The organism is Bradyrhizobium sp. BLXBL-03 (genome assembly GCF_051853015.1).
Classification (GTDB): domain Bacteria; phylum Pseudomonadota; class Alphaproteobacteria; order Rhizobiales; family Xanthobacteraceae; genus Bradyrhizobium; species Bradyrhizobium manausense.
The window spans coordinates 973,056-998,122 of the sequence record NZ_CP182470.1; the positions used below are offsets into that span (position 1 = coordinate 973,056).

The 25,067-nt window shown below is 64.5% G+C and carries 27 protein-coding genes; 18 read left to right on the forward strand and 9 right to left on the reverse strand.

Going from position 1 to position 25,067, the window contains the following annotated elements; translation table 11 throughout:
- Window positions 1-11: 11 nt before the first annotated feature.
- From glnP to ACNJX9_RS04675, 4 genes are read left to right on the forward strand one after another with little or no spacing between them, the layout of a single operon-like run.
- Entirely contained in the window at window positions 12-668 is a 657-nt protein-coding gene (glnP, locus tag ACNJX9_RS04660; protein WP_057759728.1) for a glutamine ABC transporter permease GlnP, read from the forward strand.
- The gene (gene glnQ, locus ACNJX9_RS04665; protein WP_439407976.1) at window positions 665-1,393 is read left to right on the forward strand and encodes a glutamine ABC transporter ATP-binding protein GlnQ; all 729 of its coding nucleotides are present in this window, start codon (window positions 665-667) and stop codon (window positions 1,391-1,393) included. The genes glnP and glnQ overlap by 4 nt, the downstream gene beginning before the upstream one ends.
- A complete protein-coding gene (locus ACNJX9_RS04670) occupies window positions 1,383-2,441 on the forward strand; it encodes a C45 family autoproteolytic acyltransferase/hydolase (RefSeq protein ID WP_439407977.1) in 1,059 nt (352 codons plus the stop codon). Before glnQ ends, ACNJX9_RS04670 begins: the two co-directional genes overlap by 11 nt.
- A gap of 14 nt (window positions 2,442-2,455) precedes the next feature.
- Window positions 2,456-3,373: a MurR/RpiR family transcriptional regulator gene (locus ACNJX9_RS04675; RefSeq protein WP_057759720.1), complete on the forward strand. Its 918-nt coding sequence runs from the start codon at window positions 2,456-2,458 to the stop codon at window positions 3,371-3,373.
- A gap of 87 nt (window positions 3,374-3,460) precedes the next feature.
- On the opposite strand, the gene ACNJX9_RS04680 is transcribed toward ACNJX9_RS04675, so the two are convergent.
- Complete coding sequence (locus ACNJX9_RS04680) at window positions 3,461-4,357, reverse strand: LysR substrate-binding domain-containing protein (protein WP_439407978.1); 897 nt, start codon at window positions 4,355-4,357, stop codon at window positions 3,461-3,463.
- Window positions 4,358-4,576: 219 nt separating this feature from the next.
- On the opposite strand from ACNJX9_RS04680, the gene dctA reads away from it, so the two are divergent.
- The 7 genes from dctA (at window position 4,577) to ACNJX9_RS04715 (ending at window position 10,466) form a co-directional block, all read left to right on the forward strand.
- The gene (gene dctA, locus ACNJX9_RS04685) at window positions 4,577-5,905 is read left to right on the forward strand and encodes a C4-dicarboxylate transporter DctA (protein WP_439407979.1); all 1,329 of its coding nucleotides are present in this window, start codon (window positions 4,577-4,579) and stop codon (window positions 5,903-5,905) included.
- 24 nt (window positions 5,906-5,929) lie between these two features.
- Window positions 5,930-6,436 (forward strand): ureidoglycolate lyase, encoded by a 507-nt coding sequence (locus ACNJX9_RS04690; RefSeq protein ID WP_439407980.1) that lies wholly within the window; start codon window positions 5,930-5,932, stop codon window positions 6,434-6,436.
- 2 nt (window positions 6,437-6,438) lie between these two features.
- Window positions 6,439-7,278 carry a bifunctional allantoicase/(S)-ureidoglycine aminohydrolase gene (locus tag ACNJX9_RS04695; RefSeq protein ID WP_057759708.1) on the forward strand — a complete coding sequence of 280 codons (840 nt, stop codon included), beginning with the start codon at window positions 6,439-6,441 and terminating at the stop codon, window positions 7,276-7,278.
- Between the two features lie 128 nt (window positions 7,279-7,406).
- Complete coding sequence (locus tag ACNJX9_RS04700; RefSeq protein WP_430648685.1) at window positions 7,407-7,646, forward strand: hypothetical protein; 240 nt, start codon at window positions 7,407-7,409, stop codon at window positions 7,644-7,646.
- 157 nt (window positions 7,647-7,803) lie between these two features.
- Complete coding sequence (locus ACNJX9_RS04705; protein ID WP_439407981.1) at window positions 7,804-8,463, forward strand: FABP family protein; 660 nt, start codon at window positions 7,804-7,806, stop codon at window positions 8,461-8,463.
- 22 nt (window positions 8,464-8,485) lie between these two features.
- Entirely contained in the window at window positions 8,486-9,202 is a 717-nt protein-coding gene (locus tag ACNJX9_RS04710) for a RibD family protein (protein WP_439407982.1), read from the forward strand.
- A complete protein-coding gene (locus tag ACNJX9_RS04715; RefSeq protein WP_439407983.1) occupies window positions 9,195-10,466 on the forward strand; it encodes a flavin monoamine oxidase family protein in 1,272 nt (423 codons plus the stop codon). The genes ACNJX9_RS04710 and ACNJX9_RS04715 overlap by 8 nt, the downstream gene beginning before the upstream one ends.
- A 34-nt stretch (window positions 10,467-10,500) precedes the next feature.
- Here ACNJX9_RS04715 and ACNJX9_RS04720 read toward each other — a convergent pair whose 3' ends face one another.
- The 6 genes from ACNJX9_RS04720 to ACNJX9_RS04745 all read right to left on the reverse strand — a co-directional run bounded on the left by ACNJX9_RS04720 (window position 10,501) and on the right by ACNJX9_RS04745 (window position 14,890).
- Window positions 10,501-10,809, reverse strand: coding sequence for a hypothetical protein (locus ACNJX9_RS04720; RefSeq protein WP_439407984.1), 309 nt, complete (start codon window positions 10,807-10,809; stop codon window positions 10,501-10,503).
- Between the two features lie 110 nt (window positions 10,810-10,919).
- Window positions 10,920-11,495, reverse strand: coding sequence for a cysteine hydrolase family protein (locus ACNJX9_RS04725; protein WP_439407985.1), 576 nt, complete (start codon window positions 11,493-11,495; stop codon window positions 10,920-10,922).
- An 84-nt stretch (window positions 11,496-11,579) separates the two neighbouring features.
- Window positions 11,580-11,927, reverse strand: coding sequence for a DUF3088 domain-containing protein (locus ACNJX9_RS04730; RefSeq protein ID WP_439410009.1), 348 nt, complete (start codon window positions 11,925-11,927; stop codon window positions 11,580-11,582).
- A gap of 246 nt (window positions 11,928-12,173) precedes the next feature.
- Entirely contained in the window at window positions 12,174-12,752 is a 579-nt protein-coding gene (locus ACNJX9_RS04735; RefSeq protein ID WP_057759954.1) for a hypothetical protein, read from the reverse strand.
- Window positions 12,753-13,149: 397 nt separating this feature from the next.
- Complete coding sequence (locus tag ACNJX9_RS04740; RefSeq protein WP_439407987.1) at window positions 13,150-14,160, reverse strand: aldo/keto reductase; 1,011 nt, start codon at window positions 14,158-14,160, stop codon at window positions 13,150-13,152.
- 304 nt (window positions 14,161-14,464) lie between these two features.
- Window positions 14,465-14,890 (reverse strand): PaaI family thioesterase, encoded by a 426-nt coding sequence (locus ACNJX9_RS04745; RefSeq protein WP_057759950.1) that lies wholly within the window; start codon window positions 14,888-14,890, stop codon window positions 14,465-14,467.
- 69 nt (window positions 14,891-14,959) lie between these two features.
- Here ACNJX9_RS04745 and ACNJX9_RS04750 point away from each other — a divergent pair, with 69 nt between their 5' ends.
- Entirely contained in the window at window positions 14,960-15,589 is a 630-nt protein-coding gene (locus ACNJX9_RS04750; RefSeq protein WP_083514890.1) for an NUDIX hydrolase, read from the forward strand.
- 55 nt (window positions 15,590-15,644) lie between these two features.
- Window positions 15,645-16,859 (forward strand): hypothetical protein, encoded by a 1,215-nt coding sequence (locus ACNJX9_RS04755; RefSeq protein ID WP_439407989.1) that lies wholly within the window; start codon window positions 15,645-15,647, stop codon window positions 16,857-16,859.
- 164 nt (window positions 16,860-17,023) lie between these two features.
- Here the strand turns inward: ACNJX9_RS04755 and ACNJX9_RS04760 are convergent, their stop codons facing one another.
- Window positions 17,024-17,326, reverse strand: coding sequence for a hypothetical protein (locus ACNJX9_RS04760; RefSeq protein ID WP_057759947.1), 303 nt, complete (start codon window positions 17,324-17,326; stop codon window positions 17,024-17,026).
- Window positions 17,327-17,519: 193 nt separating this feature from the next.
- Between ACNJX9_RS04760 and ACNJX9_RS04765 the strand changes: the two genes are divergently transcribed.
- Together ACNJX9_RS04765 and ACNJX9_RS04770 are read left to right on the forward strand one after the other, a co-directional pair.
- The gene (locus ACNJX9_RS04765; RefSeq protein WP_057759679.1) at window positions 17,520-17,999 is read left to right on the forward strand and encodes a hypothetical protein; all 480 of its coding nucleotides are present in this window, start codon (window positions 17,520-17,522) and stop codon (window positions 17,997-17,999) included.
- Window positions 18,000-18,047: 48 nt separating this feature from the next.
- Window positions 18,048-18,854, forward strand: coding sequence for an SDR family NAD(P)-dependent oxidoreductase (locus ACNJX9_RS04770; protein WP_439407990.1), 807 nt, complete (start codon window positions 18,048-18,050; stop codon window positions 18,852-18,854).
- 91 nt (window positions 18,855-18,945) lie between these two features.
- Here the strand turns inward: ACNJX9_RS04770 and ACNJX9_RS04775 are convergent, their stop codons facing one another.
- A complete protein-coding gene (locus ACNJX9_RS04775; RefSeq protein WP_439407991.1) occupies window positions 18,946-20,523 on the reverse strand; it encodes a cation:proton antiporter in 1,578 nt (525 codons plus the stop codon).
- Window positions 20,524-20,593: 70 nt separating this feature from the next.
- Here ACNJX9_RS04775 and ACNJX9_RS04780 point away from each other — a divergent pair, with 70 nt between their 5' ends.
- From ACNJX9_RS04780 to ACNJX9_RS04790, 3 genes are all read left to right on the forward strand, one after another.
- Window positions 20,594-21,358 (forward strand): tetratricopeptide repeat protein, encoded by a 765-nt coding sequence (locus tag ACNJX9_RS04780; protein WP_439407992.1) that lies wholly within the window; start codon window positions 20,594-20,596, stop codon window positions 21,356-21,358.
- A gap of 134 nt (window positions 21,359-21,492) precedes the next feature.
- Window positions 21,493-22,875: a tetratricopeptide repeat protein gene (locus tag ACNJX9_RS04785; protein WP_439407993.1), complete on the forward strand. Its 1,383-nt coding sequence runs from the start codon at window positions 21,493-21,495 to the stop codon at window positions 22,873-22,875.
- A 137-nt stretch (window positions 22,876-23,012) separates the two neighbouring features.
- Window positions 23,013-24,923 (forward strand): propionyl-CoA synthetase, encoded by a 1,911-nt coding sequence (locus ACNJX9_RS04790; protein WP_439407994.1) that lies wholly within the window; start codon window positions 23,013-23,015, stop codon window positions 24,921-24,923.
- The last annotated feature ends 144 nt before the right edge of the window (window positions 24,924-25,067 follow it).

Consider the following 25,067-nt stretch of genomic DNA (forward strand, 5'->3'; position numbering starts at 1 on the left):
GGAAAGCTCCCATGGATTTTGAGTGGTCCGTTATCTGGCAGGCCTTGCCTGAGCTCCTGAAGGGTGCCCGCCTCACTGTGCTGATCGCGCTGGCCGGGCTCGCCGGTGGACTCATGATCGGCTTTGCCGCCGGCCTGGCGCGCGCCTACGGCAATGCCGTCCTCAACGCCATTGCCCTCGCCTATATCGAGCTCATCCGCGGCACGCCGATCATCGTGCAGGTGATGTTCATCTATTTCGCGCTGCCGATCCTCGCGAATGTTCGCATCTATCCGCTCGCTGCAGCGATCATGGCCATCATCGTCAATGCCGGAGCCTATATCGCCGAGATCGTGCGTGGCTCGTTTCTATCCGTTCATCGTGGATTGCGCGAAGCCGGTCTGGCGCTCGGCCTGCCGCTCTGGAAGGTGCTTCTCTACATCATCGGCCCGCTCGCCTTCCGCCGCATGATTCCGGCGCTCGGCAACCAGTTCATCGTCAGCCTCAAGGATACGTCGCTCTTCATCGTCATCGGTGTCGGCGAACTCACGCGGCAAGGCCAGGAAATCATGGCGGCCAATTTTCGCGCCGTCGAAATCTGGTCTGCCGTGGCGATGTTCTACCTGATCATGACCGGCGCGCTCACGCTTATCCTCAGGATGACCGAAAAAAGGATGCGCATCCTGTGAGCATCGTCGAGTTCAAGAAGGTCACCAAGCGGTTTGGCCAGGTCACAATCCTCGACCAGGTCGACCTGTCGATCGAAGCAGGCGAGAAGATCGTGCTGATCGGTCCGTCCGGCTCCGGCAAGTCGACGCTGCTCCGCTGCATCAACGCGCTGGAGGAAATCAACGGCGGTGATCTCGTCGTCGACGGCATCAGCGTCAAGGCCGGCGGCCGCATGGTCCGCATGATCCGCCAGGAAGCCGGCATGGTCTTTCAGCAATTCAACCTGTTTCCGCAAATGACGGCGCTCGAGAACGTCGCCTTCGGTCCGCGCCGCGTGCGCGGCGAGTCGCATCAGGATGCGCGAAAGCAGGCGCTGGACATGCTCGCCAAGGTCGGCCTCGCCGACCGCGCGCACCACTATCCGAGCGAGCTCTCCGGCGGCCAGCAACAACGCGTCGCGATCGCCCGCGCCCTTGCCGTCAAGCCGAAGCTGATGCTGTTCGACGAGCCGACGTCCGCGCTAGATCCGGAACTGAGGCATGAAGTGCTGCGCGTCATGCAGGCGCTGGCCGAGGAAGGCATGAGCATGATCGTGGTCACCCACGAGATGGCCTTTGCCCGCGAGGTCGGCACCAGGCTAATCTTCATGGAAGGCGGCAAGATCGCAGTCGATGGCGAGCCACGGGAGCTGCTGGCAAATCCGCGGAACCCACGCCTGAAAGAGTTTCTGCAACATGTCGTATGACGCCGGATGCCGGCTTTCCTTCATCCATGTTGCAGGCTCGCCATTTGATGTCGGAGCCGCCCTTGGGCGCTTCGGCCAAGCGGCCCTGCAGAACCATTTCCGCATCTCCGCCGTGTGGCGCGAACTTGCCACGCGCCGCGACGATCCCTTGCTCGGCGAGATGGCGGCCATCGTTCGGGAGCGGTTTCCAAGTTACTGGGCTGAGCTACAGGGCCTCGCCGCCGGGCTGGAACTGCCCTTCGACGATGTTTTCCTGTGGAACTGCCGCGGTGATATCTGGGCAATGGCGCCGGATGGCTGCACGACCGTGCAATTGCCCGGCTGTCCGCATGTGATCGGCCATAACGAGGATGGCGACCCCGACTTTGCCGGCCACTGCGCCCTTGCTCACGTTGCACCCGACGGAGGAACGCCGTTCACAGCCTTTGTGTATCCTGGCTCGTTGCCCGGACACACATTTGCGGCGACATCGAAGGGCGTGGTCCAGACCGTCAATAACATCAGGCCGCTGGCCGGCGGCGCCGGAACGCCGCGCATGGTGCTCGCCCGCGCCATCCTCGACGCATCTGACCTTGACGCGGCTCTCGCCGTGCTCAAATCCGCCCCGCGCGCCGGCGCATTTCACCTGACGCTGGCGCAAGTCGGGGACGAGCGGCTTCTCAGCGTCGAGTTCACCGCCCGGGCCCTGTCGGTCGATCAGGTCCAAGCGCCGCGTGTCCATTCTAATCATCTGATCCATGGCGACACCGGGCGCATGTCGCAGATCGTCACCGGCTCGTCCGGCGTGCGACAACGGCGCGGCGAGGAGTTGCTCGGCCAAATGCTCCAGTCGGAACCGCAAGGACGCGCGCTTGGCATCCTGTGGGACGCAGCCGACGCGGAATTGCCGATCTATCGCACGGATCCGGCCGATAGCGACGTCGAGAACACTCTAGCAAGCGCCGTCTTCCGGGTCGGGGCTGACAAGGTCGAGTGGTCTGTCTACGATGGAGCGCACGCAGCGGCTCGCTTCGATATGCGAGATGGGCTGATACCCTTCGCGGCGTAAACAGGATCAGGGTTATGCCAAGGCAAGTCGCCGAGAAGCCGCCGCGCACCATCGAGGATCTCAGGGCGCTCGCGCTCTCGATCGGCCGCGACGAGGCAGGATTTTCGCTCGGCGCCAAAGCGCATGACGTATTCGCAAAGCTGGTGGAAGCGCCGGAACAGTCGGCGGTACGCTCGATCTCGGAGCTTGCCGATCAGTTCGGCATCAACCCGTCGACGCTGACCAGACTGGCAAAGCGCCTCGGATTCGAAGGCTTCAGCGATTTCCAGGCGGTCTTCCGCAAGGCCATCGCAGACGACCAGCAGTATTTTTATAGCCGCCAGGCCGGAAGGCTCATGACCGCGCCATCCGCCGGCAATCCCAAAGTTGATGCGTTCGCGCAGCTGGCGCGGGAAACGGCGGCGAATGTCGATGGATTTCTCGGACAGTTGGATGCAGCCGCTCTGCAAGGGGCCACCAGGCTCCTGGCACGCGCCCGCCGTGTTCGTGTCCATGGCGTTCGCCAATTCCATTCACTAGCGAGCTTTCTCACCTATTGCCTGGGAATGGTGCGCTCGGACGTCGCACTTTTGGACGCGCCGCGCCTTGGCGTCGCCGAGGCATTGTCACAGCTCGATCGGGGCGATGTCGTCGTCGTCGCCAGCTGCGCGCCCTATACGCGCAGCGTCGCGGAGGTGGCCCGGGTCGCCGCTTCCAACGGCCAGATCGTCATCGCGATTACGGATTCCCGGTCGTCGCCGCTCGTGCCTCCTGCCGCGCATGCTTTTTTCATCCCCCACGCCAGCAGCTTCTATTCGAACAGCATGGGCGCCTATGTCGTATTCTGTGAAGCGCTGCTGATCCTTGTGGCGAGGGAATTGGGTGACAAGGCGCTCGACTCGCTGGCGGGTCGCGAACGGCTGATCGCGGAGATGAACATCGAGGTCGGCTGAAGGCGCGGCGATCAAGGCCACCGGCCTTATGAGTTGCGCAAGCGTGCAAGGCTTGTGATCCCGGCTGCGCCGTTTGATCCCTACGCCCTACCCCACCTTCTTCCGCTGCCCCAAATACCGCAGCGCCAGCTTGATGAAATTGTGGACCACCATCGAGGTCTCGTCCTGTCTGAACACCAGGAACACGTCGGCGGCGGGCGGGGAGGGGCGGATGGGGCGAAAGGCGATGTCCGAGGTCGTGAAGCGCGCGATCGACTGCGGCACGAGCGCGACGCCGAAGCCGGCTGCGATCAGGCTCGGGATCGACTGCGCGTCGACGACCTGCTGGGACACCTTTGGCAGGAAGCCGGCATCGACACAGCAGCTCTGCACATAGCGCGCGAAATCGGAGCTGTCGGGGTCGAGCACGACGTGATCCTCCGACGCCAGTTCGGAAAGCGCGACGCGCTTGCGCTTTGCCAAGGGGTGAGTGCGGGGGACGGCGAGAACGACCTCTTCCCGCCATGCCAGTCTGCTGGTGAGGTCGCGCTCGCTGGGCACGCCGCGGATGAGAGAAATGTTGGTGGTCCGGCTGAGCAGGGCCGCGATCTGCAGAGCCGGTGCCTGTTCGTGCACGGTCATCTTCACCAAGGGCGCGACCTGCCGGTAGGCCGCAAGCAGCTCGGCGAGAGGACCGCGCAGGATGGACCCGGTCGCGCCGAGATCCAGCGTTCCCACCAGGCCGGCGCCGATCGAGCGCACCTCGTCTTCCGCTGACTTGACCTGTTGCAGGATGGCGCGTCCGCGCAGCAGCATCGCTTCGCCAGCCTGCGTCAGCTCCACCTTGCGGCTGGTCCGGTAGAGCAGCGGCGTGCCAAGCTCGGCCTCGAGGGCCTGGATATGCTGGCTCAGCGGCGGCTGCGACAGGTTCAACCGCCGTGCGGCGAGGGTGAAGCTGCGCTCCTCGGCCACCGCGATGAAGTACCTGACCTGGCGAAGATCCATGGGCGAAGATCCATAGCGAAAACCTATCAATCGTGTCGTTCTATATATTGGACTTGATGTCGCACCTGGTCAACGAATGACCGATGCAGCCGTCGTCCGCCCTGCAAGCGGCCAGTAGCCCTGCACGCAGCGCGTCGCGGCGCCAACGACAATAAAGGCGAAAGGCTCAAGTCGCCGACCAAGCCAGACCGACACCAATCCCGCCAGCCGAGGAAAGCCATGCCCAATATCTTCAAGTCACTCTTCTTCCAGGTCGTTGTCGCACTCGCGCTCGGCATCGGGCTCGGCATGGCCCATCCCGATACGGCCTTGCAGATGAAGCCGCTCGGCGACGGCTTCATCAAGCTGATCAAGATGCTGGTGCCCGTCATCGTGTTCTGCGTCGTGGTGCACGGAATTTCGGCGGCGGGAGACCTTTCGAAGGTCGGCAGGGTCGGCATCCGCGCGCTGCTCTATTTCGAGATCGTCACCACCGTCGCCTTGGTGTTCGGTATCGCGCTCGCCTATTACTTCCAGCCCGGCGCCGGAATGAACATCGATCCCGCAACGCTGGACGCCAAGGCGCTCAGCGGCTTCAGCCAGACCGCGGCCCAGGTCGCCGGCGGCGGCGTCTCCGAGTTCCTGATGAAGCTGATTCCGGGAACGATCGTCGGCGCGTTCAGCTCCGGTGATGTGCTGCAGGTGCTGATCGTCTCGATCATGTTCGGCTGCGCGGTGTCGTTGTGCGGCGAGCGCGCAAGGCCGGTGGTCGATTTCATCGAGCGCGTCAACGAGATCATCTTCAGGATGATGAATTTCGTCGTCCGCCTCGCCCCGATCGGCGTGTTCGGCGCGATTGCGTTCACCGTGGGGAAGTATGGCATCGGTTCGCTGAAGCAGCTCGGCGGCCTCGTCGGGCTGTTCTACCTGGCCGTGGTGCTGTTCGTGGTGGTCGTGCTCGGATCGATCATGCGGCTGTCCGGCTTCAGCCTGTTCAAGCTGCTGGCGTACTTGCGCGAGGAGCTGATGATCGTGCTCGGCACGGCCGCCGGTGACAGCGTGCTGCCGCAGACCATGCGCAAGCTCGAGCTGCTCGGAATCAAGCGATCGACCGTCGGCCTCGTCATCCCGACCGGATACTCGTTCAACCTCGATGCGTTCTCGATCTATCTGACCCTGGCGGCGGTGTTCATTGCACAGGCGACCAACACGCCGTTGGCTCTGGGGGATCTTCTGGCAATCCTCGGCGTCGCGCTGCTCACCTCCAAGGGTGCTCATGGCGTCCCCGGTTCGGCGATCGTCGTTCTCGCCGCGACGCTGTCGGCTATCCCGGCCATCCCGGCGATCGGCCTCGTGCTGATCCTGTCGGTGGACTGGTTCATCGGTATTGCTCGCGCGCTCGGCAATTACGTCGGCAACTGCGTAGCGACGGTCGTTGTCGCCGCATGGGAAGGCGACCTCGATCGCGCCAGGGCGCATCGCATCCTGGACGGCGAGATCGATCCTCAGACCTTGCAAGCCGAACCTCATGGTGCAACTGCTCCCGTCGCCGGGCTGCAAACGCTCTGAGTACCGAAACGGTTGAGGTTGGCAATGGTAAGGCTTTCGATTGAGCCGCTGACGAAGCAGGCATTCGCGCCGTTCGGCGAGGTCATCGAGACGGACGGGGCGATCTCCCTGTCGATCAACCAGGGTTTCGCTGGGCGATTCAACGACCTCGCCGAGATCGATGTCACTGCTGAAGGCGGACAGACCAATATCAGCTGGTTTGTCGCCTCTATGCGTCCGGCGCCCATCGCCATCCGCCTGATGGAGCGCCATCCGCTGGGAAGCCAGCTGTTCATGCCGCTCAATTGCGCGGACTGGCTGGTCGTCGTTTGCACGGACCCGCGCAAGCCTGAGAGCTATCGGGCGTTCGCGGCGACGGGCAAACAGGGCGTGAACTATGCACGCAATTGCTGGCACCATCCGCTTCTGGTGCTCAAAGCCGCAAGCCCGTTCCTCGTCGTCGACCGCAAGGGCGACGGCAACAATCTCGAAGAATATTGGCTGGACGAGACCATGCAGCTCGACCTCATGCCTGACCGCCACGAGGCCTGACGATGTCATCGCGCACCTATCACGTCCCGCAGGGCGGCCTGCCGCCGCAGACGGATCTCCTCAGCGGTCGCGCGGTGTTTACGACCGCCTACGCCGTCATTCCGAACAGCGTGCAACGCGATATCGTCGTCAGCCATCTGCCGCATTGGGACAACAGCCGTGTCTGGGTGCTGGCGCGGCCGCTCTCCGGCTTCGCCGAGACGTTCTCCCATTACCTCATGGACATAGGGCCGAATGGAGGTAGCGAAATTCCCGAGCCCGAGAAGGACGCCGAAGGGGCGCTGTTCGTCGCGGGCGGGCAAATCACGCTCAAGCTGGCAGGCAAGGAGCGAGAGCTGAAGGCTGGCGGTTTCGCGTTTCTGCCGCCGGGATGCGCCTGGAGCCTGCGCAATCGCGGGAAGGCGCCGGCCCAGCTGCACTGGGTCCGCAAGCTGTACCAGCGCGTGCCTGGCCTGGCCGACCCCGAGCCGATCGTGACCAACGAAGACTCGATGACACTGGTGCCGATGCCCGACACGGGCGGGCGGTGGGCCACCACACGCTTCATCGATCCCTCGGACATGCGCTATGACATGCACATCAACATCGTGACGTTCGAACCGGGAGCAACGATCCCCTTCACCGAGACGCATGTGATGGAGCACGGGCTGTACGTCCTCGAAGGCAAGGCGGTCTATCGCCTCAATCGCGATTGGGTGGAGGTGGAGGCCGGCGATTACATGTGGCTGCGCGCGTTCTGCCCGCAGGCCTGCTACGCCGGCGGCCCCGGCCGCTTCCGCTATCTGCTCTACAAGGACGTTAACCGGCACATGAATCTGCGGCAGGGCGCGCCGCTGATTTGACGTGGTGTGCGCCGGCCGCTGTCGTCAGCGCTCCCCCAGCCCGTCTCTGGCACTCCGCTTGCTCAGTCCGCACCAAAGCCAGGCCTCATTGGAGAGGCCGTTTCAGGTTGAGGCAAGTGATGCAGGAAATGTCCCGTTCTGGTGCAGTTGGAGAGCTCAAGCTCGACGCGTTGATCGCCGATTTGTGGTGGCGCGTTCGGCTGCTCAACACCGACATTCTGGAGGAAGAGGCCAAGGCCGGGGTGTTCGACCCGCAACAGCCGACCTATCCGCCGCTCGCGGCGAGCCTACGCGCGCGACGTGACAATCTGGTCGCGACGATCGGCATGCTCGAGCAGCGCGCGGCGTCGGCACACGAGGCGGCTTGAGGCCGCCTCGCTGCCTTTCCCGCCCTGGCTTCGTCAGGTTCGCCCTTGGGGATGCACTCAAGACCCCACAGCGCGCGGGGCAGCCTTCCGGTTCCATGACAGGTGTTTCGCACCACTCGTGTGCTATGACCGCTGCGCGCAACGATGCGAGGTCGCCATGCTCCCCCTTCCCGCCGACATCTTCACCGAGCCCGAGGACGTTTCCCCCGACAGCCTTGCCAATCTCGGGCCGCTGCGCCGGCTCGCCGGCACCTGGCAAGCCGACAAGGGCATCGATATCAATCGGAAGGCGGCGGGACCGGAGCGGCGGACCTTCATCGAGCACGTCAGGATGGACCCGATCGACCCGCAGGCCAACGGGCCGCAGCTGTTTTACGGCCTGCGCTATCACATCCACATCAATACACCTGAGGAAGACATCACCTTCCACGACCAGGTCGGCTATTGGCTCTGGGAGCCGGCGACCGGCTTGATCATGCAGACACTGGCGATCCCGCGCGGGCAGGTGCTGCTCGCCTCGGGTCATGCCAAGCCGGACGACAGGACTATCTCGGTTGCAGCGAAGCGCGGCGACACGACTTACGGGATCTGCTCGACCGACTTCCTGGAACAAGCCTTCCGCACCGACTCTTACCGCTGCGATATCACCTTCAACGACGACGGCAGCTGGAGCTATCAGATCCAGACCGCGTTGTTCGTCCGCGGCGCCCCGTTCAATCATCACGACAGCAATACGCTTCTGCTGGTCGCGCCGCCAAAACTCAACCCGCTCGCGGTGATCGTGAATGATCGCGAGAAGGGCAACGGGCCGGCTTGAGACGCTGTCGCGGAGAATGTGCATGAAGCCTTACGTCATCTGCCTGATGCATGCGAGCCTCGATGGCCGCACCCATCCCAGCCGCTGGCGTCCGAAGGGCGCCGGCACCGACTGGTTCGAGAAGATCCATGACCGGCTCGGCGGCGATGCCTGGGTGATCGGCCGTGTCACCGGCTCGGAATTCGCCAAGGGCAAGCCCTATCCGGAAACGTCGGGCGAAAAGTTCCCGCGCGAAAACTGGTTCGCGCGGCGCGATGCCGACACCTACGGCGTCGTGCTCGACGCGCATGGCAAGATCGGCTGGGGCCGCTCCGATATCGGCGGCGATCCGATCGTCGTGGTGCTGACCGAGAGCGTACCGGATTCGCATCTCGCCGGCCTGCGCGGCGAGGGCGTGTCCTACATTTTCGCCGGCAAGTCCGAGATCGACCTCGCAATGACGGTCGAGATCCTCAATCGCGAACTGGGCGTCAAACGTCTGCTGGTCGAGGGCGGCGGCGTTGCCAATGGCGCGTTCCTGCGCGCGGGACTGATCGACGAGTTCAATTTGATCCTCAGCCCCGCGATCGACGGCGCCAGGGGCGCGCCCTTCGTGTTTGATTCGACCGAGGCCGACAGCGACAAGCGCGCGCCGCTCAGCGCGATGACGCTGGAGAGCACCCAGGATCTCGGCGGCGGCGTCCTATTGCTGCGCTATCTGATCCAGAACGATCCCGCGCGCCATCTGCAGCATGCCTGATACGTCCGAGCACATCGTCATCGTCGGCGCGGGCGCGGCCGGCCTGATGGCGGCGCGCGAGCTCGCGCGCGGGGGAAGACGGGTCACGATCCTGGAGGCGCGCGGGCGCTGCGGCGGGCGAATCCATCCGCTGCCGGCGTCGGAGTTCGGTTATGCTGCCGATGGCGGTGCAGAGTTCGTCCATGGTGAGGCGCCGGTGACGCGCAGCCTGGCGCGCGAGGCGGGGCTGACGGTTCGCATGATCGGCGGCGCGCAATGGAGCTTCGACGGCACGACATTCTCGCGCGAGAATCCGCGCGAGCCCTACGACGAACAGCTCCATGCGGCAGTGAAGGACTTGAAGGACGATCTCACCGTCGCCGAGTTCCTGCGCCGGTATTTTGCCGGGCCGGAGTACGCGCGACTACGGCATGCGGTCGAACGCATGGTCGAGGGCTACGATGCCGCCGATCCCGCGCGCGCCTCGACGCTGGCGCTGCGCGACGAATGGATGAACGACGGACATGCGATGCAGGCGCGCCTCGACGGCGGCTATGGCGCCCTGATCGATTTTCTCCTCGCCGAGTGCCGCAAGTCCGGCGTTGTCCTCCGCCTCGGAGCCGTGGTCACCGCCATCGAGGAGGAGGCAGGCAAGGTCATCGTCCGTTGTGCCGGCGGTGAGTTGCAGGCCTGCGATCGGGTGATCCTCGCCGTGCCGCTGCCGCTGTTGCGCGAGATCGCGCTGCCCGCGGCCGCGCGTGCGAAAGCGGCAGCCGCAGACGACATCGGCTTCGGCGGCGTCATCAAGATCCTGCTGCGGTTCAAACAAGCGTGGTGGCGCGAACGGCGCAAAGAGCTTGCCGACATGCTCTTCCTGCTGTCGGACGAGACCATTCCGGTGTGGTGGACGCGCCATCCGGATCAGCATCCCGTCCTGACGGGATGGTTGGGTGGTCCGCGAACGGCGGGGCTGGCGCATCTCGATCAGCAAGGACTGATCGATGCCGGCATCGCCTCGCTCGCCGCCATCTTCGACCTGCCGCGCGAGCAGATCGCGCGGGACCTCGTGGCGGCGGCCGCCACCAACTGGGCGAATGATCCCTTTGCCCGCGGCGCCTATTCCTGGGCGACGCCGCGGACGCGGGCGGCGCAAGACATTCTCGCGCGCGCCGATGGCTCGATCTTGTTTTCCGGCGAGGCGCTCTACCGCGGGCGGGACATGGGAACGGTCGAGGCCGCGCTTGCGAGCGGCCTGGAAACGGCCGGGATCATTTCGCAATGTTGAGAAAGCAGGCCCGCATCTCTGCGGGCCTGGCGTCTCACCAGCGGCTGCCGCCGTAGCTGAATGTCACGCCGGGACCGCGGCCGCCGTAATAGCCGTAGGGGCCGCCTCCGTAATAGCCGTGGTGCCGCGGGTAATAGCCATAACTGCGATGGTGCCGGCGATCATAGCCGTAATGATGCGGACGCCAGTGCTGATGGCGATGACCGTGTCTGTGCTGCGCGCTGATGTCGGTTGATTGGCCGAGTTGCGCGTTCGGCCTGGCCTTTCCACCGCTCGCCGCGTTGGCCGCCGACGCGGTGAGTGCAGCAGCGCCGATGATCATCGCGACAAAGAGATATTTCATGTCATCACTCCAGTTGAGATATCGCGTGACAACAGATGGGCGCTACCCGCGTTCCGGCGAGAGTGGGTGTCGAAACGACGCATGCGATCGTCGCGAAATCGCGCTGAGATTTATTGTCGCACCGCTTTGAGCGAGGCGATCACCTCGTTCGTGGTCACGATGCGGGCAAATTCGCCGTTCAGATTCGACAGCGTCATCGCATGGATCGATTCGGCCGCATGCGTTTCGCCATCAGCGCCGATGCGGTCGAACGTCCAGGTCGCATCGCGCACCAGCTGCGCGTTGAAACCGAGGTTGCCGGCCATCCGTGTCGTCGTCTCCACGCAATGATTGGTGGTGGCGCCGCAGATCACGAGCGTGGCGATGTCACTTGCGCGCAGGCGCGTCTCCAGATCCGTGCCGATGAACGCGCTGTTGACGCGCTTGACGATCACGGGCTCGCCGCCCTGCTCGCGCGCCTCGTCCTTGACGGCGTAGCCGGAGCGCGAGGGCAGGAATGTCGAGTTCGGCTTGGTGCCTTCGTGGCGGACATGAAAGATCGGCGCGCCGCTCGCCCTGAACGCGGCGAGCAGGTCAACGATGCGCGCCACCGCATCCGGATTGTTGCGCCGCTTGCCCGCCGCCTCCCATTCATCGAACGCGCACTGGACGTCGACGACGATGAGGGCGGGAAGGGGATCGGGCATGGCAACGGATTCCGCAATTTTGCAGACTATGCCGGGCGCTCGCCGGTTCAGGCAATGCCGATTATCCCTCGTTTCGGGACGGTCTCACGGATGCGGCTCGGGAAAGCCGTGGCGCTCCGACAGCGCGGCAATGATGGCATCCTTGTCGTTGATGAAGGCGCGCCCCTGACGGCTGCCGGTCTGATGAGGCGAGGTTGTGCCGTCGGCGAGGACCAGCAGTGGCAGCCATTGATTCTCCTCGCCGACCAGTGCGATCACGTCCTGCCGAGGCTTCGGCCACGCGATGCGTTCGACGTCCAGTTTTTGTGCAAGCGTCGGAAAGGAGGTGAGCAGGCCCTCGATCAGCGCACAGTGCCAGCAAAAGAAATGGCGGCCGGGAAGGGCAGGGTCTTCGAAACCCTGGCGCAGCAAAAACAGGCGGTCACGCGTCATGGGGCGCTCCGAGAGAGAATCGAGGCCGTCGCGAGAGAGCTCCATGCCATGGCCGCCCATTCAACGGCAAGGCGTGAGCGCCTTCAATTCGATTTGAAACGCACCATCCGCGACACTTGATCCAGCGCAACTTTCCTCGTCGCAGCATTCTCGGCCCAGATGCGGCCGCCATGCGCCTCTGAAGCGGAGTTTCAACGGACGCATGCGCGTCGCGCCCCGATCAACAGGCGGTGCGAGGAGGGCTCGTTACTTGAACGGATCCTGGATCGAATGCGACGACTTCCTGATGCGGCGCACACTCACCGGCTTACCGTCGGAGACGAACAGCAGTTCATATGTCCGGCCTTCGCTGTCGGTCGCCGAGCAGGTGACGTCGTTCACCTTCCTGGCCGCGAAATTGCCGGTCTGGCGGCAGGTGCCGATCGAGGCCTGCGCGGCCGGCACCGGCAGGCCGTCGACCTTCGGCCGGTTCTTGGAATTGAGCAGCATGCGATCGACCGGCAGCTCGTAGGAGTTGTCGTCGGCGCGCTTGCCGTTCTCGCCGGAGAACGACACGACGTGGTTCTCGTCGCTGGGGTCGTCGACGGCAACGGCGAAATTGACCCGGCCCTTGTCGTCATGGGCGAAGGCGACGGTCTTGCAGGCAAAGGGACGCCCGTCGACCTTCAGCGTCTTGCAGTGGCCCGACATCAGCGCCAGCATGTCGACAAGAGAATTCTGCTGGGCCGGCGGATTGTTCACCGCGATCGCGGTGGAAGGCTCGGCAAAACAAGGACTTGCGAGAGAGACGAGGATTGCAGCCAGAACCGGTCGGGGCAGGCGCATCGTCAGGCTCATCTGCCAGGGGGCCACGGACGGGCGAGAGTTCCGCCCACTAACCATCGAATCGCAAATTGGTTGCGATCCCGTTTGCTCGGCCAGCCGATCGACAAAGCCCGTCTGGAATACCACCGCGCCACCCATCGGCGTTTCGCCCCCGATCGCTCCAACCGTTCTGGCGGACACTTGTCGTCAGGCCGATGTTTTTTTCGTGGCAGGGAGGGGAGAGGCGTCACGCGGCCTGCATCATGGTCAGCGCAAAAGCCGGGTAAGTCTCGGGCAGCTCGCCGAAAATCCCGCCCCCGCAGCAGCGCCAGCGTGGCGACATCCGGCCGCTTCGTCTCCCGCACCACCTCCGGGGCGCGGTCGCCGCCATCGCCACGGCATCGCTGCCGCCGCAAGTTCACGCCGTCCGCGCGCGACGTCCCTCGATCGGATAGGCGGGGTCATTGTAGCCTGGTGTCGAGGGATGGCCCGGCACCACCAGCCGGTCGATCAGCGCCTCGTCCTCGGCAGTGAAGCGATAGTCGAGCGCGCCGATATAGCCGTCCCACTGCTCTTCAGTGCGCGGCCCCGCGATGATCGACGAGACGAAGGCGGAGTTCAACACCCAGGCCACTGCGAACTGGCCCGCAGTGATGCCCTGCTTCTCGGCGTGAGTCTTGATCTCCTGCGCCAGCTGCAGGGACTCCGGGCGCCACTCGGTCTGCATCATGCGGGCATCGTTGCGGCCGGCGCGCGTGTCCTTCTCGGGGGCAGCGTCGGGCTTGTACTTGCCGGTGAGCACGCCGCGCGCCAGCGGGCTATAGGGCACGATGCCGAGGCCGTAATAAGCGCAGGCCGGAAAATGCTCGACCTCGGGCATGCGGTTCATCGCGTTGTAATAGGGCTGGCTGACCACGGGACGGTCGATGCCGAGCCGGTCGCAGATGTTGCAGATCTCGGCAACGCGCCAGGCGCGGTAGTTGGAAACGCCGAAATAGCGGATCTTGCCTGCGCGGATCAGATCGCCCATCGCGCGCACCGTCTCCTCCAGCGGTGTCGCATGCTCTTCCTTGTGCAGATAGTAGATGTCGATATGGTCGGTGCCGAGCCGCGTCAAGCTCTCCTCGGCCGCCTGCAACACCCAGCGGCGCGACAGCCCGGCGCGATTGGGATCGTCCCCCATGGGGTTGGCGAGCTTCGTCGCGAGCACCCAATCGTTACGGTTGCTGCCGATCGCGCGTCCTACGACCTCCTCCGAGCCGCCTTTCGAATAGGCGTCCGCCGTGTCGATGAAGTTGATGCCGGCGTCATGCGCCTTGGCGATGATGCGCGTCGAGGTCGCCTCATCCGTCGGCCCACCGAACATCATGGTGCCGAGGCAAATCGGCGAAACCTTCAGGCCAGAGCGGCCGAGCTGGCGGTACTGCATGGGCTGTTTCCTCAACGGTCCTGTCGTCAGGCACCATAGCCAGCCGCGCTCGTCATTGCGAGCGTAGCGAAGCAAGCCAGAGATGCGTCCGCTGAGGGATGCTGGATTGCTTCGCTGCGCTCGCAATGACGAGATGAGCACACCCATGCCACACATCAGGTGTCAGCGCCCGACTTGATCGGGCGATCCGGTATTCCAGAGGCAGTCGAAACAGAGTCGAGCCACCGCGGCGTACTGGGTCGCCCGGTCAAGCCGGGCGACGACAGCGGAGGGCGCCGATTGCAGCGCTGGCCCTGATCGCGGCCTACGCCGGCCCCTTCAAGATCTTGAACACGCCATTGGCCATCACGATGCAGCGGTCGTCGACGGTGACCTCGGTGCTCATGAAGATCAGGCTGCGCGTCGAGCGCACCACGCGGGGGCGGGAGATCAGGATGTCGCCGATCTGGCCGGCCTCGACGAAATGGGTGTCGAGCTGAACCGTCGCCATGTACTCCTTGCCGGAGACGTAGCGGGCAGTCATGCCGCAGGTGCGGTCGGCGAAGGTCATCATCACGCCGCCCTGGACCATGCCGCGACGGTTGTGATGCTTGTCTTCGGTGGCGAGCGCGAATTCGTATCGGCCCTCGACCTTGCGCTCCCACAAGGGGCCGACGAGGTGCATGAAGCCCGTGGTTTCCAGGATGGTCCAGCCGTCTGATTTGAGCTTTGCTGCGGCCTTGCTGGTCATCGCTTCATCCATCCTCGTAACGCTTGATCTCTCCTCGTTTCATCAGATGCGGTCCTGGTGTAGTCAAGCATCATGAGAGCTTTCGACGATGCCACCAGACGGAATATCGAAGCCGCCTGCGCTTCATTTGCGCGGCTGCCCGATGCGACTGAACCGTCGGCGCTGAAGCGCGCCGCGGTGGTGCTGGCGCTGACGGCATCCAACGACAGCGACGACACGGCGTTTCTACTGACGAGGCGCGCATCGAGTTTGCGCTCGCACCGCGGTCAATGGGCGCTGCCGGGTGGTCGCTGCGATACCGGCGAGACGCCGGTCGAGGCGGCGCTGCGCGAGCTCGACGAGGAACTCGCGCTCAAGCTTCCACCCGATGCCGTGCTCGGCCTGCTCGACGATTACCCGACGCGCTCCGGCTATCTGATCACGCCCGTTGTGGTCTGGGCTGCGAACAGCGCTGCGATGACCCCGAACCCGGACGAGGTCGCCTCCGTCCATCGCATCGCGCTCGACACGATCGAGCGCGACGATGCCTTCGACTTCACGGTGATTCCCGAAAGCAGCGGCCGCGTGATTCGCTTCCACCACCAGATGAGCCTGATCCACGCGCCGACCGCGGCGCTGATCTACCAGTTCCGCGAAGTGCTGGCGGGGCGGCAGACCCGCGTTACCGACCTGGAACAGCCGGTTTTTGCCTGGAAATGAGATGGTAAACGGCGTGTTAACGTGAAGGTTACCGGATGCCTGCTAAGAGGGCAGCATGCATCATTCGATTCGAACACATCTGGCGCTGGTTCCAGTGGCGCTCGTCCTGCTCGTCCCCGCCGCGCGTGGCGGGGAGTTCGGCGCGCTGCCGCCTGCCGTCAGCAATGCCAACGCCCAGCTGCTCTCGCAGTTTTTCGCGCAAGGCGGCGCCTCGCCGGCCGTGCTCGAATATCGCCGCAAGCTCGCCGAATATCAGGCTATCAGGGGCGCCTTTGACCAGGAGGCCGCTGCCTATTGGAGCCAGGTCTCTGAGAAACGCAAGGGCCGCAATGCCAAGCGGCGAAGCGGGCAGCAGATCACGCTCGACGATTACGTGCTGGAGCAGCCGCCTGTCTATACCGGGCCGAAGCGGCCGGTGAACCCGGAGCCGGAGGAAACGCCGGAGCGACCGCCCCGCAAGCCGTTGCCGGTGGCCTCCGATCTTCTGCGCGCCGCGCGGGATCTTTATCAATTCACGCCGCAGCGGCCGACGAGCGAGGTCGAGTTCAAGCGCGCCTATGCGCGCTACGCACTCGCCTCGGGGCTGACGCGGGAGCAGGCGGTGCGGGTCTATTCCTTCGAGACAGGCGGCACCGGAAATTACGACGTGCAGGCCGGCATCGAGCATGGCGGCACGCGCGCGATCTCGACCGCGATGGGCTACAACCAGCTGCTCACCACCAACAGCGTCGAGCTCCTGGCCGAGCAGGGCCACGAGTTCGTCCGCGCGCTCGCCGACAAGGTGGCGCGCACCTCGGGGCCGGCGCGCCAGGCGCTCGAGCACAAGCTCGCCGTTCTGAAGAAGATGGTGGCGCATGCGAAGTCGGTGCCGGACACCTGGTCCGAGCACGAGAAGATCGGCGACACCGCGCAGGGCTGGGCCATGCATGCGATGGTGCTGGACATCGACGTCGGGCCGATGCTGCAAACCCACAAGCTCTTGACCTCGGTGCTGTTCGCCCGCGCCAAGGGCTACACCCGTCCGCTGACGGCTGCCGAGCTCGAGATGATGAACCTCACCGGCGACGGCACCGGCCTCGACATGGTGACGATGCCGCAGGCGATGCGCGAGCAGGTGCCGACCTCGAACTTCTTCCAGCGCAGCGGCTACGAGCGCAATCCCGTCGCGATCCGCCACAACACGGTGGCGAAGCTGCTCGCCGTGACGGATGACCGGATGGACTCGAACAGCAGCAAGCCCGGCGCAAGGGAATTGGCGGCGGCGTTTTAGGAGGTGGCGAGCTGCCGTAGGGTGGTTAGCCCTGCAGATGCGCGAAGCGCATCTGCTCGGCGTAACCCACCTCTTCTGTTTCGGCTGATAGAGCCAGTGGTGGGTTACGCCGAGTGATTGCGCTTCGCGCAATCACGGGGCTGACCCACCCTACAAAGTTAGACCTACTGGTCCGGCCCGAACTTGAACCTGCCGTCGCCTTCCAGATATTGGCCGCTGCGCATATAGAGCTGGCCGTTCTGGCCGATGAAGAACAGCGTGCCCTTCGGCACTTTCTTGGCGCCCTTCAGCAGCTCGCCGGCATTGCTGGTGCCCATCTTGTAGGAAAACGTCTTGCCGTCCTTGTCATAAGCATAGCCGGTGTCCGGCTTGAGCTCCCACGGCGCCGCCGCGTTTTGCGCGAGAGCGGGCGCGGCGAATGCGCCCAGCACGGCTGCGATTGCAAATGTCTTGATTGAAAATGCCATCATCCATCCTCCCCATTGTCGGGGTGCCCTTTTGAACAAATCACGAACGATGTCTCTGGGTCAATCTGCGAAGACGCCGCAGCGCATCACGTCTAGACCAGCAGTTTGTGATTTTCCGTTCGTCCCCTCGCGACTATGTTCCGCTTTCAGTCTAGAACGCAACACGACAAAGATATTGGTGGGGATGATTCGAATGCGTCACGTCGCAAAAGTTTGCTGGATTGCCTTGATGTCACTGACGGCGATGGCGCCGGCGGCACGGGCCGATGACTACCAGCTCAGCCACAACCAGCGGATTTCGTGCAGCCGTGGCCTTGCCCCGGGCAAGCTCAACACCGCGACCTGCAAGTCCTACACCTATCTCTTCAACACCAGGACCTCGGAATATTTCCGCTGCCAGGTCTCGCTGGCGCTGACCCGCGACAACAAGGAGGTCATCAACGTCCAGACCGACGGCGGCTGCACCAAGAGGCCGCGCATCTTCGAGTCCGACGGCCACTACGATTTCGACGCGACCGAGACCGAGCCGCCGAACACCAACTCGTTCTTCGGTCCCGGCGGCTATTCGATCTGGGCCGCCGACATGACGGCGCAGAAGATCCGCGGCTGCATCACCATCTCCTCGGGCCTCGGCTCCGACATCTCCAAGTGCCTGGACATGACGTTCCAGTGACGGCTTGCCAGTGACGCTACAAGAAGAACAACCACGGGAGAACGCGCGATGGACCGGCTCAAGGGCAAGGTTGCGATGGTGGTGGGCGCCGGCTCGATCGGGCCGGGCTGGGGCAACGGCAAGGCCACCGCGGCGACCTTTGCGCGTGAGGGTGCGCAGGTGTTTTGCGTCGATCGCAACGGCGCGGCCGCCGAGGAGACTGCCAATATCATCACCGGCGAAGGCGGCCAGGCGACCGCGTTCACGGCCGACGTCTCGCGGCCTGACGAGATCGAGGCGATGGTTGCCGCATGCCTGAAGGCCTATGGCCGCGTCGACGTGCTCGACAACAATGTCGGCATTGCCGAGATGGGCAGCGTGGTCGAGGTCACCGAAGAAAGCTGGGACCGCGTCTTCAGCGTCAATCTCAAGAGCGCCTATTTCGCGATGAAGCATGTCATTCCTGTCATGGTGAAGCAGGGCGGCGGCTCGATCATCAACATCTCCTCGATCGCCTCGATCCGCCACATGGGCATCTCCTACGTCACCTACGGCACGTCGAAAGCGGCGATGAACCAGATGACGCGCACCACCGCGATCGAGTTCGCGAAGCATCATGTGCGGGTGAACGCGATCCTGCCCGGCCTGATGAAGACGCCGATGGTGGAGCATTCGGCCGGTCTCGCCAACAGCTACGCCAAGGGCGACGTCGAAGCGATGTGGCGCGCCCGCGATGCCCAGGTGCCGATGGGCCACATGGGTGACGCGTGGGACGTCGCGAACGCCGCGCTGTTCCTGGCGTCGGATGAATCGAGATACGTGACAGGCATCGAGCTCGTGGTCGACGGCGGGATCACCTGCAAGGCGGGGGCTTAGGTTCTAGCTGCCGCCCAATCTCCGTCGTCGTCGCGGATCCGAGCTGACGCTTGTCCGGGACGACAGCGGAATTTGTCTCGGGCAGCCTTGCTCATCCCCCTGCACTCAATTCTGCCCGATCGAGCTCTTCCTCGAGCCGGTGAAACGCGTCGTCCCCGATCACCTCGGTGGCACGGAGATCGAAGATTGACCTGCGCGCGGCCTCGATGGCGCGGCGGCGCAGGGGATCGGCCGGCAGCTCGCCGTTGGGGATGCCGCCATGCGGATCGTCGTCCGCCTGCATCAGGATGGCGCGGTATTCGAGCCTGAGGATTTCAGCCTCTTCCGACGGATCGTCCTCGATCGCATCGAGTGCGGCACGATAGGCGATGGCGCGGGCGCGCGCGACCTCGATACCGACGGGATCGTCATCCCTGAGGCCGAAGGCCAGGATCAGCGGTCGCAGCGTCAGGCCCTGGATCACCAGCGAGCCCAGCACCACCGCGAAGGCGATGAAGACGATGAAGTCGCGATAAGGGAAGTTCTCAGGCAGCGCGAAGGCGGTTGCGAGCGTGACGAGGCCCCGCATGCCGCACCAGGAAATGATGAGACCGCCCTCGGGCGAAGCGGCCTGGTTCGGATCCTTGGGGCGATAGATCCCGTGCGCGATCAACAGGCGCAACGTGGTACGGTAGAACGTCACCCAGAGCAGCCGCACCAGGATGACCGTGAGCAGAATCCAGCCCGCGGCCGCGCAATATTCCCAGCGCACGTCCGCATCCAGCTTGGTCCAGATCGGCCGCATCTGCATGCCGATCAGCATGAAGGCGAGCACGTTGAGGACGAACACCGTCGTTTCCCACACCGCATAGGAGGGCACTCGCAACCGCGCCGGGACGCGCGCAGGCGCCGACTGCGCGAGGGTGATGGCATAGACCACGATGGTCAGGATGCCGGAGAGGCCGAGATGCTCGGCGCCGATCCAGATCAGGAAGGTTGTCGCGAACTGCACGATGATCGCGCTCGGCACCTCTCGCACCCGCTCCATGATGGGCGGGATGACGCGCCCCGCGACAAGGCCGGCCAGCACGCTGCCGACCAGTCCGAGCGCGATCGTCGGCGCGACCTCGCTCCATTTCAGGTGCTCCATGACGACAGCGCCGACAGCGATGCGATAGATCAAGAGCGCGCTCGCGTCGTTGAGCAGGCTCTCGCCCTCGAGCACCTTGATCATGCGATAGGGCAGCTTCACCTGGCTCAGGATCGCGACGGCAGCCGCGGCATCCGGCGGCGCGACGATGGCGCCGAGCGCCACGGCGGCGGCCCAGGGCATGTCGGGGAACAGCCGGTGCGCGACATAGGCCACGCCAGCCGTGGTCAGGCCGACCGCGACCACGACAAGGGTCGAGACCGGAACCCAATTCTTGCGCAGGTCGCGCAGCGACGTATCGTAGGCCGCATCCAGCAGCACTGGTGCGACAAAAAGGGCCAATGCCAGGCCTGGATCGAGAGACCAGGACGGGCTGTTCGGCACGAAGGCGATCAACGCGCCGCCGATGGCGAGAAAGGTCGGGTAGGGGACCTTGATCCGCCGCGCCAGCGCCGATAAGGCAACGGCGCCGAGCAGAAGCGCGATGATCCATTCGAATGTCGACACGACGATCCCCGAAACCGATGTGAGCGGCGCCACAAGCTAGCACCAATCCGGCCGTATGATGGATAGTGCGGCCTCAAGGCAAGACCTTCCAACTGCAACGAGCATGCGTTTTCATAAACTCATTCAGATGTCGGCAGCCGTCGTGCTTGCAGCGGTCTCGCCAGGTGCGGCCCGGGCCGCGACCGGCGGCGAGCCGGCAGCCGTCGCGCCGATCGACGTCGCGGCATGCCTCACCGCTGCCGCTGCCGATGACATGGACAAGGCAGGCCCGGCCTGCGCCGCCGTCATCGACAACGACAAGACGGCAAAGCCCGATCTGGTCAAGGCGCTGGGCGCGCGCGGCGCGCTTTATGCCCGGCATGACCAGATCGACCGCGCCATCGCCGACGACAGCCGTGTTCTGCTGCTCGATCCGACGCTCGCCGACGTCTTCAACGCGCGTGGCGAGCTGTGGCTGAAGAAGGGCGACAAGCCCAAGGCGGTGCAGGACTTCGGCGCCGCGCTTCGGATCGATCCGAACCACGAAAAGGCCAGGGCCAATCACAAGGCCATGGCGCGCGAGCTCGAGCGGATCGGTGCCCAGATGGCAGTGGCCGGCAAGCCGAGCTTCAACTGCGCCGGCGCGCGCCGCCCGGTTGAGAAGGCGATCTGCGCCAATCGCGAGCTCGCGGATCTCGATCGCGAGGTCTATGCCGCCCATGCGCGCGTGCTGCGCGAGGCGCGCGATCCAGGTGAGGCCAAGAAAGTCCAGCACGAGCAGGATGACTTTGTTGCTCGTCGGAATGCCGGATTCGGCCGCCCGGGATATGATCTGAAGAAGGCGATGCAGGAACGGCTGCAGCGGCTGAATGGGGTGGACGGGTATTGAGGCCCTCCGCCCCTCCCCGCGTGCGGGGAGAGGTGGCGCTGGCATCGTTCGCCCCTCGCGATCTGCCTTATTTTTGAACCCACGCTCCCCCCGCCGCGACAACGGGAAAACCTGATGTCACGGAGCTTTACGCCATGTGCGGCACGCGTTCTTCCGCGCAAATGTCCTCGATCACACATAGCCGGCTGCGCACTTTCCTCCTCAGCGCCGCGCTCAGCCTCGTCCTCGCCGCCCCGGCATCGGCCGCCGATTGCGTGATGGACAGCAAGGCCGCTCCAGCGGACATCATCTCCGCGTGCGGCACCATCATCGATCAGACCTCGAATCCGAATTCCGACCGTGTCGCGGCGCTGCTGGTGCGGGCCGATGCCAATGCGCGGATATCCGGCGGCCTCACGCAGGCGCTGCGGGACATCGACCGCGCCATCGCGCTCGACGGCAAGAACGCGCGGGCCTGGCGGCTGCGCGGCAACCTGTTGCGCGAAGCGGGCGGCGATCTCAACCGTGCCACGTCCGATCTCAGCAAGGCGATCGAGCTCGATCCGAAAGATGCCGAAGCCTACGAGCAGCGCGGCGTCGCCTACACCAGCCAGCACCGTTACGATCGCGCGATCGCCGATTACGACCAGGCCATCAAACTGAAGCCGGATGATGCGCAGGCCTGGTCCGACCGCGGCGCGACTAACTACCTCAATGGCGACAACGAGAAGGCGGTTGCCGATCTCAGCGAGGCCCTGCGGCTCGATCCGAGCCGGGCGCGCAGCTATACCAATCGCGGTGCCGCCTACAAGAAGCTCGGCCAGCTCGACAAGTCGGTCGCCGACGACAGCGAGGCGATCAGGCTCGATCCGAAAGTGCCTGAGTATTACGACAATCGCGGGCTCACCTACGCTGCGATGAAAGACTACGACAAGGCGATCGCCGATTACGACCAGGCGCTGCGGCTGGCGCCGCGGGCGAACTTCTTCACCAACCGCGGCGATTCCTATCAGTACAAGGGCGAGTTCGGTGCGGCGCTCAGCGACTACGAGGCCGCGCTGAAGCTCGATCCTGACTTCGCGAAGACCTACAACAACCGCGCGGTGCTCTATTCCAAGATGGGCGAGCGCAAGAAGGCGCTGGCCGATTACGAGACCGCGCTGCGGCTCGACCCCGGCAACGCCAATGCCGCAGACGGCCGCCGCACCATGATGGCGGAGATCGCCAGGTTCGGCGCCGAGGCGCCTCACCCGCTGGCCGCGAATTCAGGCAACGGCCCGTCATTCGATTGCGCCTCAGCCAAGCGCGAGGTGGAGAAGGTGATCTGCGCCGATCCGCAATTGGGCGCGCTCGACCGCCAGCTCGCCGAGGCCTATGAGCGCGTGCTGAAATCGATGAGCCGGCGTCAAGCCGCCGGCTTGCGCAAGTCCCAGCACGATTTCCTCGCCACCCGCGACGCCAGCTTCCGCCGCCCTGGCTACGATCTGAAGAAGGTCATGCAGGACCGGTTGCAACGGTTGAATGCGATGGAAGGGTAGTTTCAGCTTGAACCGCGGCCCGTTCCCGGGAAAATACCCCTCAAACAAGGTCGGCTTTTGATCCCTGTCATGGCGGAACTGACGTTCCGCCGTCAGGTCAAGGCAAGGCCATCAAAGGAGAAACGGGAGCGCCGGGAATGAATGTCCAGGGAAAGAGTGGGTATCACGAGGTCCATGCGCGCTCGCTGGCCGATCCCGAAGGCTTTTGGGCTGAGGCGGCCAAGGAGATCGACTGGATCGAGCCGTCGAAAAAGATCTTCGACCCTACGCAGGGCGTCTACGGCCGCTGGTTCGCCGGCGGCGTCGTCAATACCTGCTACAACGCGCTCGACCGCCACGTCGAACGCGGCCGCGCCGACCAGGTCGCACTGATCCACGATTCGCCGCTGACCGGCTCGGTCACCAAACTCACTTATGCCGTGCTGCTGACTGAGGTGCAGGTGCTCGCCGCGATCATGCAGGATTTTGGCGTCGCCAAGGGCGACCGCATCATCCTCTATATGCCGATGGTGCCGGAGGCCGTGGTCGCGATGCTCGCCTGCGCGCGCATCGGCGCGGTGCACTCTGTGGTGTTCGGCGGCTTTGCCGCCAAGGAACTCGCGACCCGCATTGACGACGCACAGCCAAAGCTCATTCTCTCGGCGAGCTGCGGCATCGAGCCCGGCCGCATCGTGCAGTACAAGCCGCTGCTGGACGAGGCGATCAAGCTGGCGTCCGCCAAGCCAAAGGCCTGCATCGTGCTGCAGCGTCCGCAGCTGACGTGCGACCTCGCGCCGAAGCGCGATTATGATTGGGCGAGCCTGCGCCGCAAGGCGATGAACGAGGGCAAGAAGGCGCCTTGCGTGCCGGTCGCTGCGACAGACCCGCTCTACATCCTCTACACCTCGGGCACGACAGGCATTCCCAAAGGCGTCGTGCGCGACAATGGCGGGCATATGGTCGCGGTGAAGTGGTCGATGTTCAACCTCTATGGCGTCAAGCCGGGCGAGGTCTGGTGGTGCGGCTCCGACATCGGCTGGGTCGTCGGCCACAGTTACATCGTCTACGGCCCCCTGCTGCATGGCGCGACCTCGGTCATGTATGAGGGCAAGCCGGTCGGCACGCCGGATGCCGGCGCGTTCTGGCGCGTGATCTCCGAGCACAAGGCGGTCGCGCTGTTCACCGCGCCAACCGCCTTCCGCGCGATCCGCAAAGAGGACCCGGACGGAAAATTCATCCGGCAATATGACCTGTCGAAATTCCGCACGCTGTTCCTCGCCGGCGAGCGCGCCGATCCGCCGACGGTGGAATGGGCGGAGCAGCAATTGAAGGTGCCTGTGATCGACCATTGGTGGCAGACCGAGACCGGCTGGTGCATTGCCGGCAATCCGGTCGGCCTCGGCCAATTGCCGGTGAAGCATGGCTCGCCGACGGTGCCGATGCCGGGGTATCAGGTCGACGTAGTGGATGAAGCCGCAAAGCCCGTGCCGGCGAATAGCATGGGCTCGATCGTGATCAAACTGCCGATGCCGCCGGGCTGTTTGCCGACGCTGTGGAATCAGGATGAACGCTTCAAGGAGGCGTATCTCAGCGAATTTCCCGGCTACTACAAGACCTCGGACGCCGGTTACAAGGACGAGGACGGCTACGTCTTCGTCATGGGCCGCACCGACGACATCATCAATGTCGCCGGCCACCGCCTCTCCACCGGCGGCATGGAAGAGATCCTGGCTTCGCACCCGGATGTCGCCGAATGTGCCGTGCTCGGCGTCAAGGATGCGATCAAGGGCGAGGTGCCCTGCGGCTTCCTGGTGCTGAAGGCCGGCGTGAAACGCTCTCCTGGTGAGATCGAAAAGGAGATCATCGCGCTGGTGCGCGACAAGCTTGGCCCCGTCGCCGCCTTCAAGCTCGCCATCACCGTCGGCCGCCTGCCCAAGACGCGCTCGGGCAAGATCCTGCGCGGCACCATCAAGAAGATCGCCGACGGCGAGGCCTGGACCATGCCGGCCACGATCGAGGATCCGAAGGTGCTGGACGAGATCGGCGAGGCGCTGAAGGGGAGAGTGTGAGATTTGACCCGTCATTCCGGGGCGATGCGCAGCATCGAGCCCGGAATCTCGAGATTCCGGGTCTGGTGCTTACGCCCGATCCCGGAATGACGGTGTTGCCGACTTACAATCTCCTCATTCCGCGCTAAACAGGGCCGGCCAACA

Coding starts and splice junctions, on each gene's coding strand:
- ACNJX9_RS04675 (WP_057759720.1), top strand. CDS start 2,456: ATGCCAAGGCAAGTCGCCGAGAAGCCGCCGCGCACCATCGAGGATCTC.
- glnP (WP_057759728.1), top strand. CDS start 12: ATGGATTTTGAGTGGTCCGTTATCTGGCAGGCCTTGCCTGAGCTCCTG.
- ACNJX9_RS04715 (WP_439407983.1), top strand. CDS start 9,195: ATGCCTGATACGTCCGAGCACATCGTCATCGTCGGCGCGGGCGCGGCC.
- ACNJX9_RS04755 (WP_439407989.1), top strand. CDS start 15,645: ATGCATCATTCGATTCGAACACATCTGGCGCTGGTTCCAGTGGCGCTC.
- ACNJX9_RS04705 (WP_439407981.1), top strand. CDS start 7,804: ATGCTCCCCCTTCCCGCCGACATCTTCACCGAGCCCGAGGACGTTTCC.
- ACNJX9_RS04745 (WP_057759950.1), bottom strand. CDS start 14,890: ATGACCAGCAAGGCCGCAGCAAAGCTCAAATCAGACGGCTGGACCATC.
- ACNJX9_RS04710 (WP_439407982.1), top strand. CDS start 8,486: ATGAAGCCTTACGTCATCTGCCTGATGCATGCGAGCCTCGATGGCCGC.
- ACNJX9_RS04740 (WP_439407987.1), bottom strand. CDS start 14,160: ATGCAGTACCGCCAGCTCGGCCGCTCTGGCCTGAAGGTTTCGCCGATT.
- ACNJX9_RS04670 (WP_439407977.1), top strand. CDS start 1,383: ATGTCGTATGACGCCGGATGCCGGCTTTCCTTCATCCATGTTGCAGGC.
- ACNJX9_RS04760 (WP_057759947.1), bottom strand. CDS start 17,326: ATGGCATTTTCAATCAAGACATTTGCAATCGCAGCCGTGCTGGGCGCA.
- ACNJX9_RS04765 (WP_057759679.1), top strand. CDS start 17,520: ATGCGTCACGTCGCAAAAGTTTGCTGGATTGCCTTGATGTCACTGACG.
- ACNJX9_RS04770 (WP_439407990.1), top strand. CDS start 18,048: ATGGACCGGCTCAAGGGCAAGGTTGCGATGGTGGTGGGCGCCGGCTCG.
- ACNJX9_RS04725 (WP_439407985.1), bottom strand. CDS start 11,495: ATGCCCGATCCCCTTCCCGCCCTCATCGTCGTCGACGTCCAGTGCGCG.
- ACNJX9_RS04690 (WP_439407980.1), top strand. CDS start 5,930: ATGGTAAGGCTTTCGATTGAGCCGCTGACGAAGCAGGCATTCGCGCCG.
- ACNJX9_RS04735 (WP_057759954.1), bottom strand. CDS start 12,752: ATGCGCCTGCCCCGACCGGTTCTGGCTGCAATCCTCGTCTCTCTCGCA.
- ACNJX9_RS04730 (WP_439410009.1), bottom strand. CDS start 11,927: ATGACGCGTGACCGCCTGTTTTTGCTGCGCCAGGGTTTCGAAGACCCT.
- ACNJX9_RS04785 (WP_439407993.1), top strand. CDS start 21,493: ATGTGCGGCACGCGTTCTTCCGCGCAAATGTCCTCGATCACACATAGC.
- dctA (WP_439407979.1), top strand. CDS start 4,577: ATGCCCAATATCTTCAAGTCACTCTTCTTCCAGGTCGTTGTCGCACTC.
- ACNJX9_RS04720 (WP_439407984.1), bottom strand. CDS start 10,809: ATGAAATATCTCTTTGTCGCGATGATCATCGGCGCTGCTGCACTCACC.
- ACNJX9_RS04695 (WP_057759708.1), top strand. CDS start 6,439: ATGTCATCGCGCACCTATCACGTCCCGCAGGGCGGCCTGCCGCCGCAG.
- ACNJX9_RS04680 (WP_439407978.1), bottom strand. CDS start 4,357: ATGGATCTTCGCCAGGTCAGGTACTTCATCGCGGTGGCCGAGGAGCGC.
- ACNJX9_RS04780 (WP_439407992.1), top strand. CDS start 20,594: ATGCGTTTTCATAAACTCATTCAGATGTCGGCAGCCGTCGTGCTTGCA.
- ACNJX9_RS04700 (WP_430648685.1), top strand. CDS start 7,407: ATGTCCCGTTCTGGTGCAGTTGGAGAGCTCAAGCTCGACGCGTTGATC.
- ACNJX9_RS04790 (WP_439407994.1), top strand. CDS start 23,013: ATGAATGTCCAGGGAAAGAGTGGGTATCACGAGGTCCATGCGCGCTCG.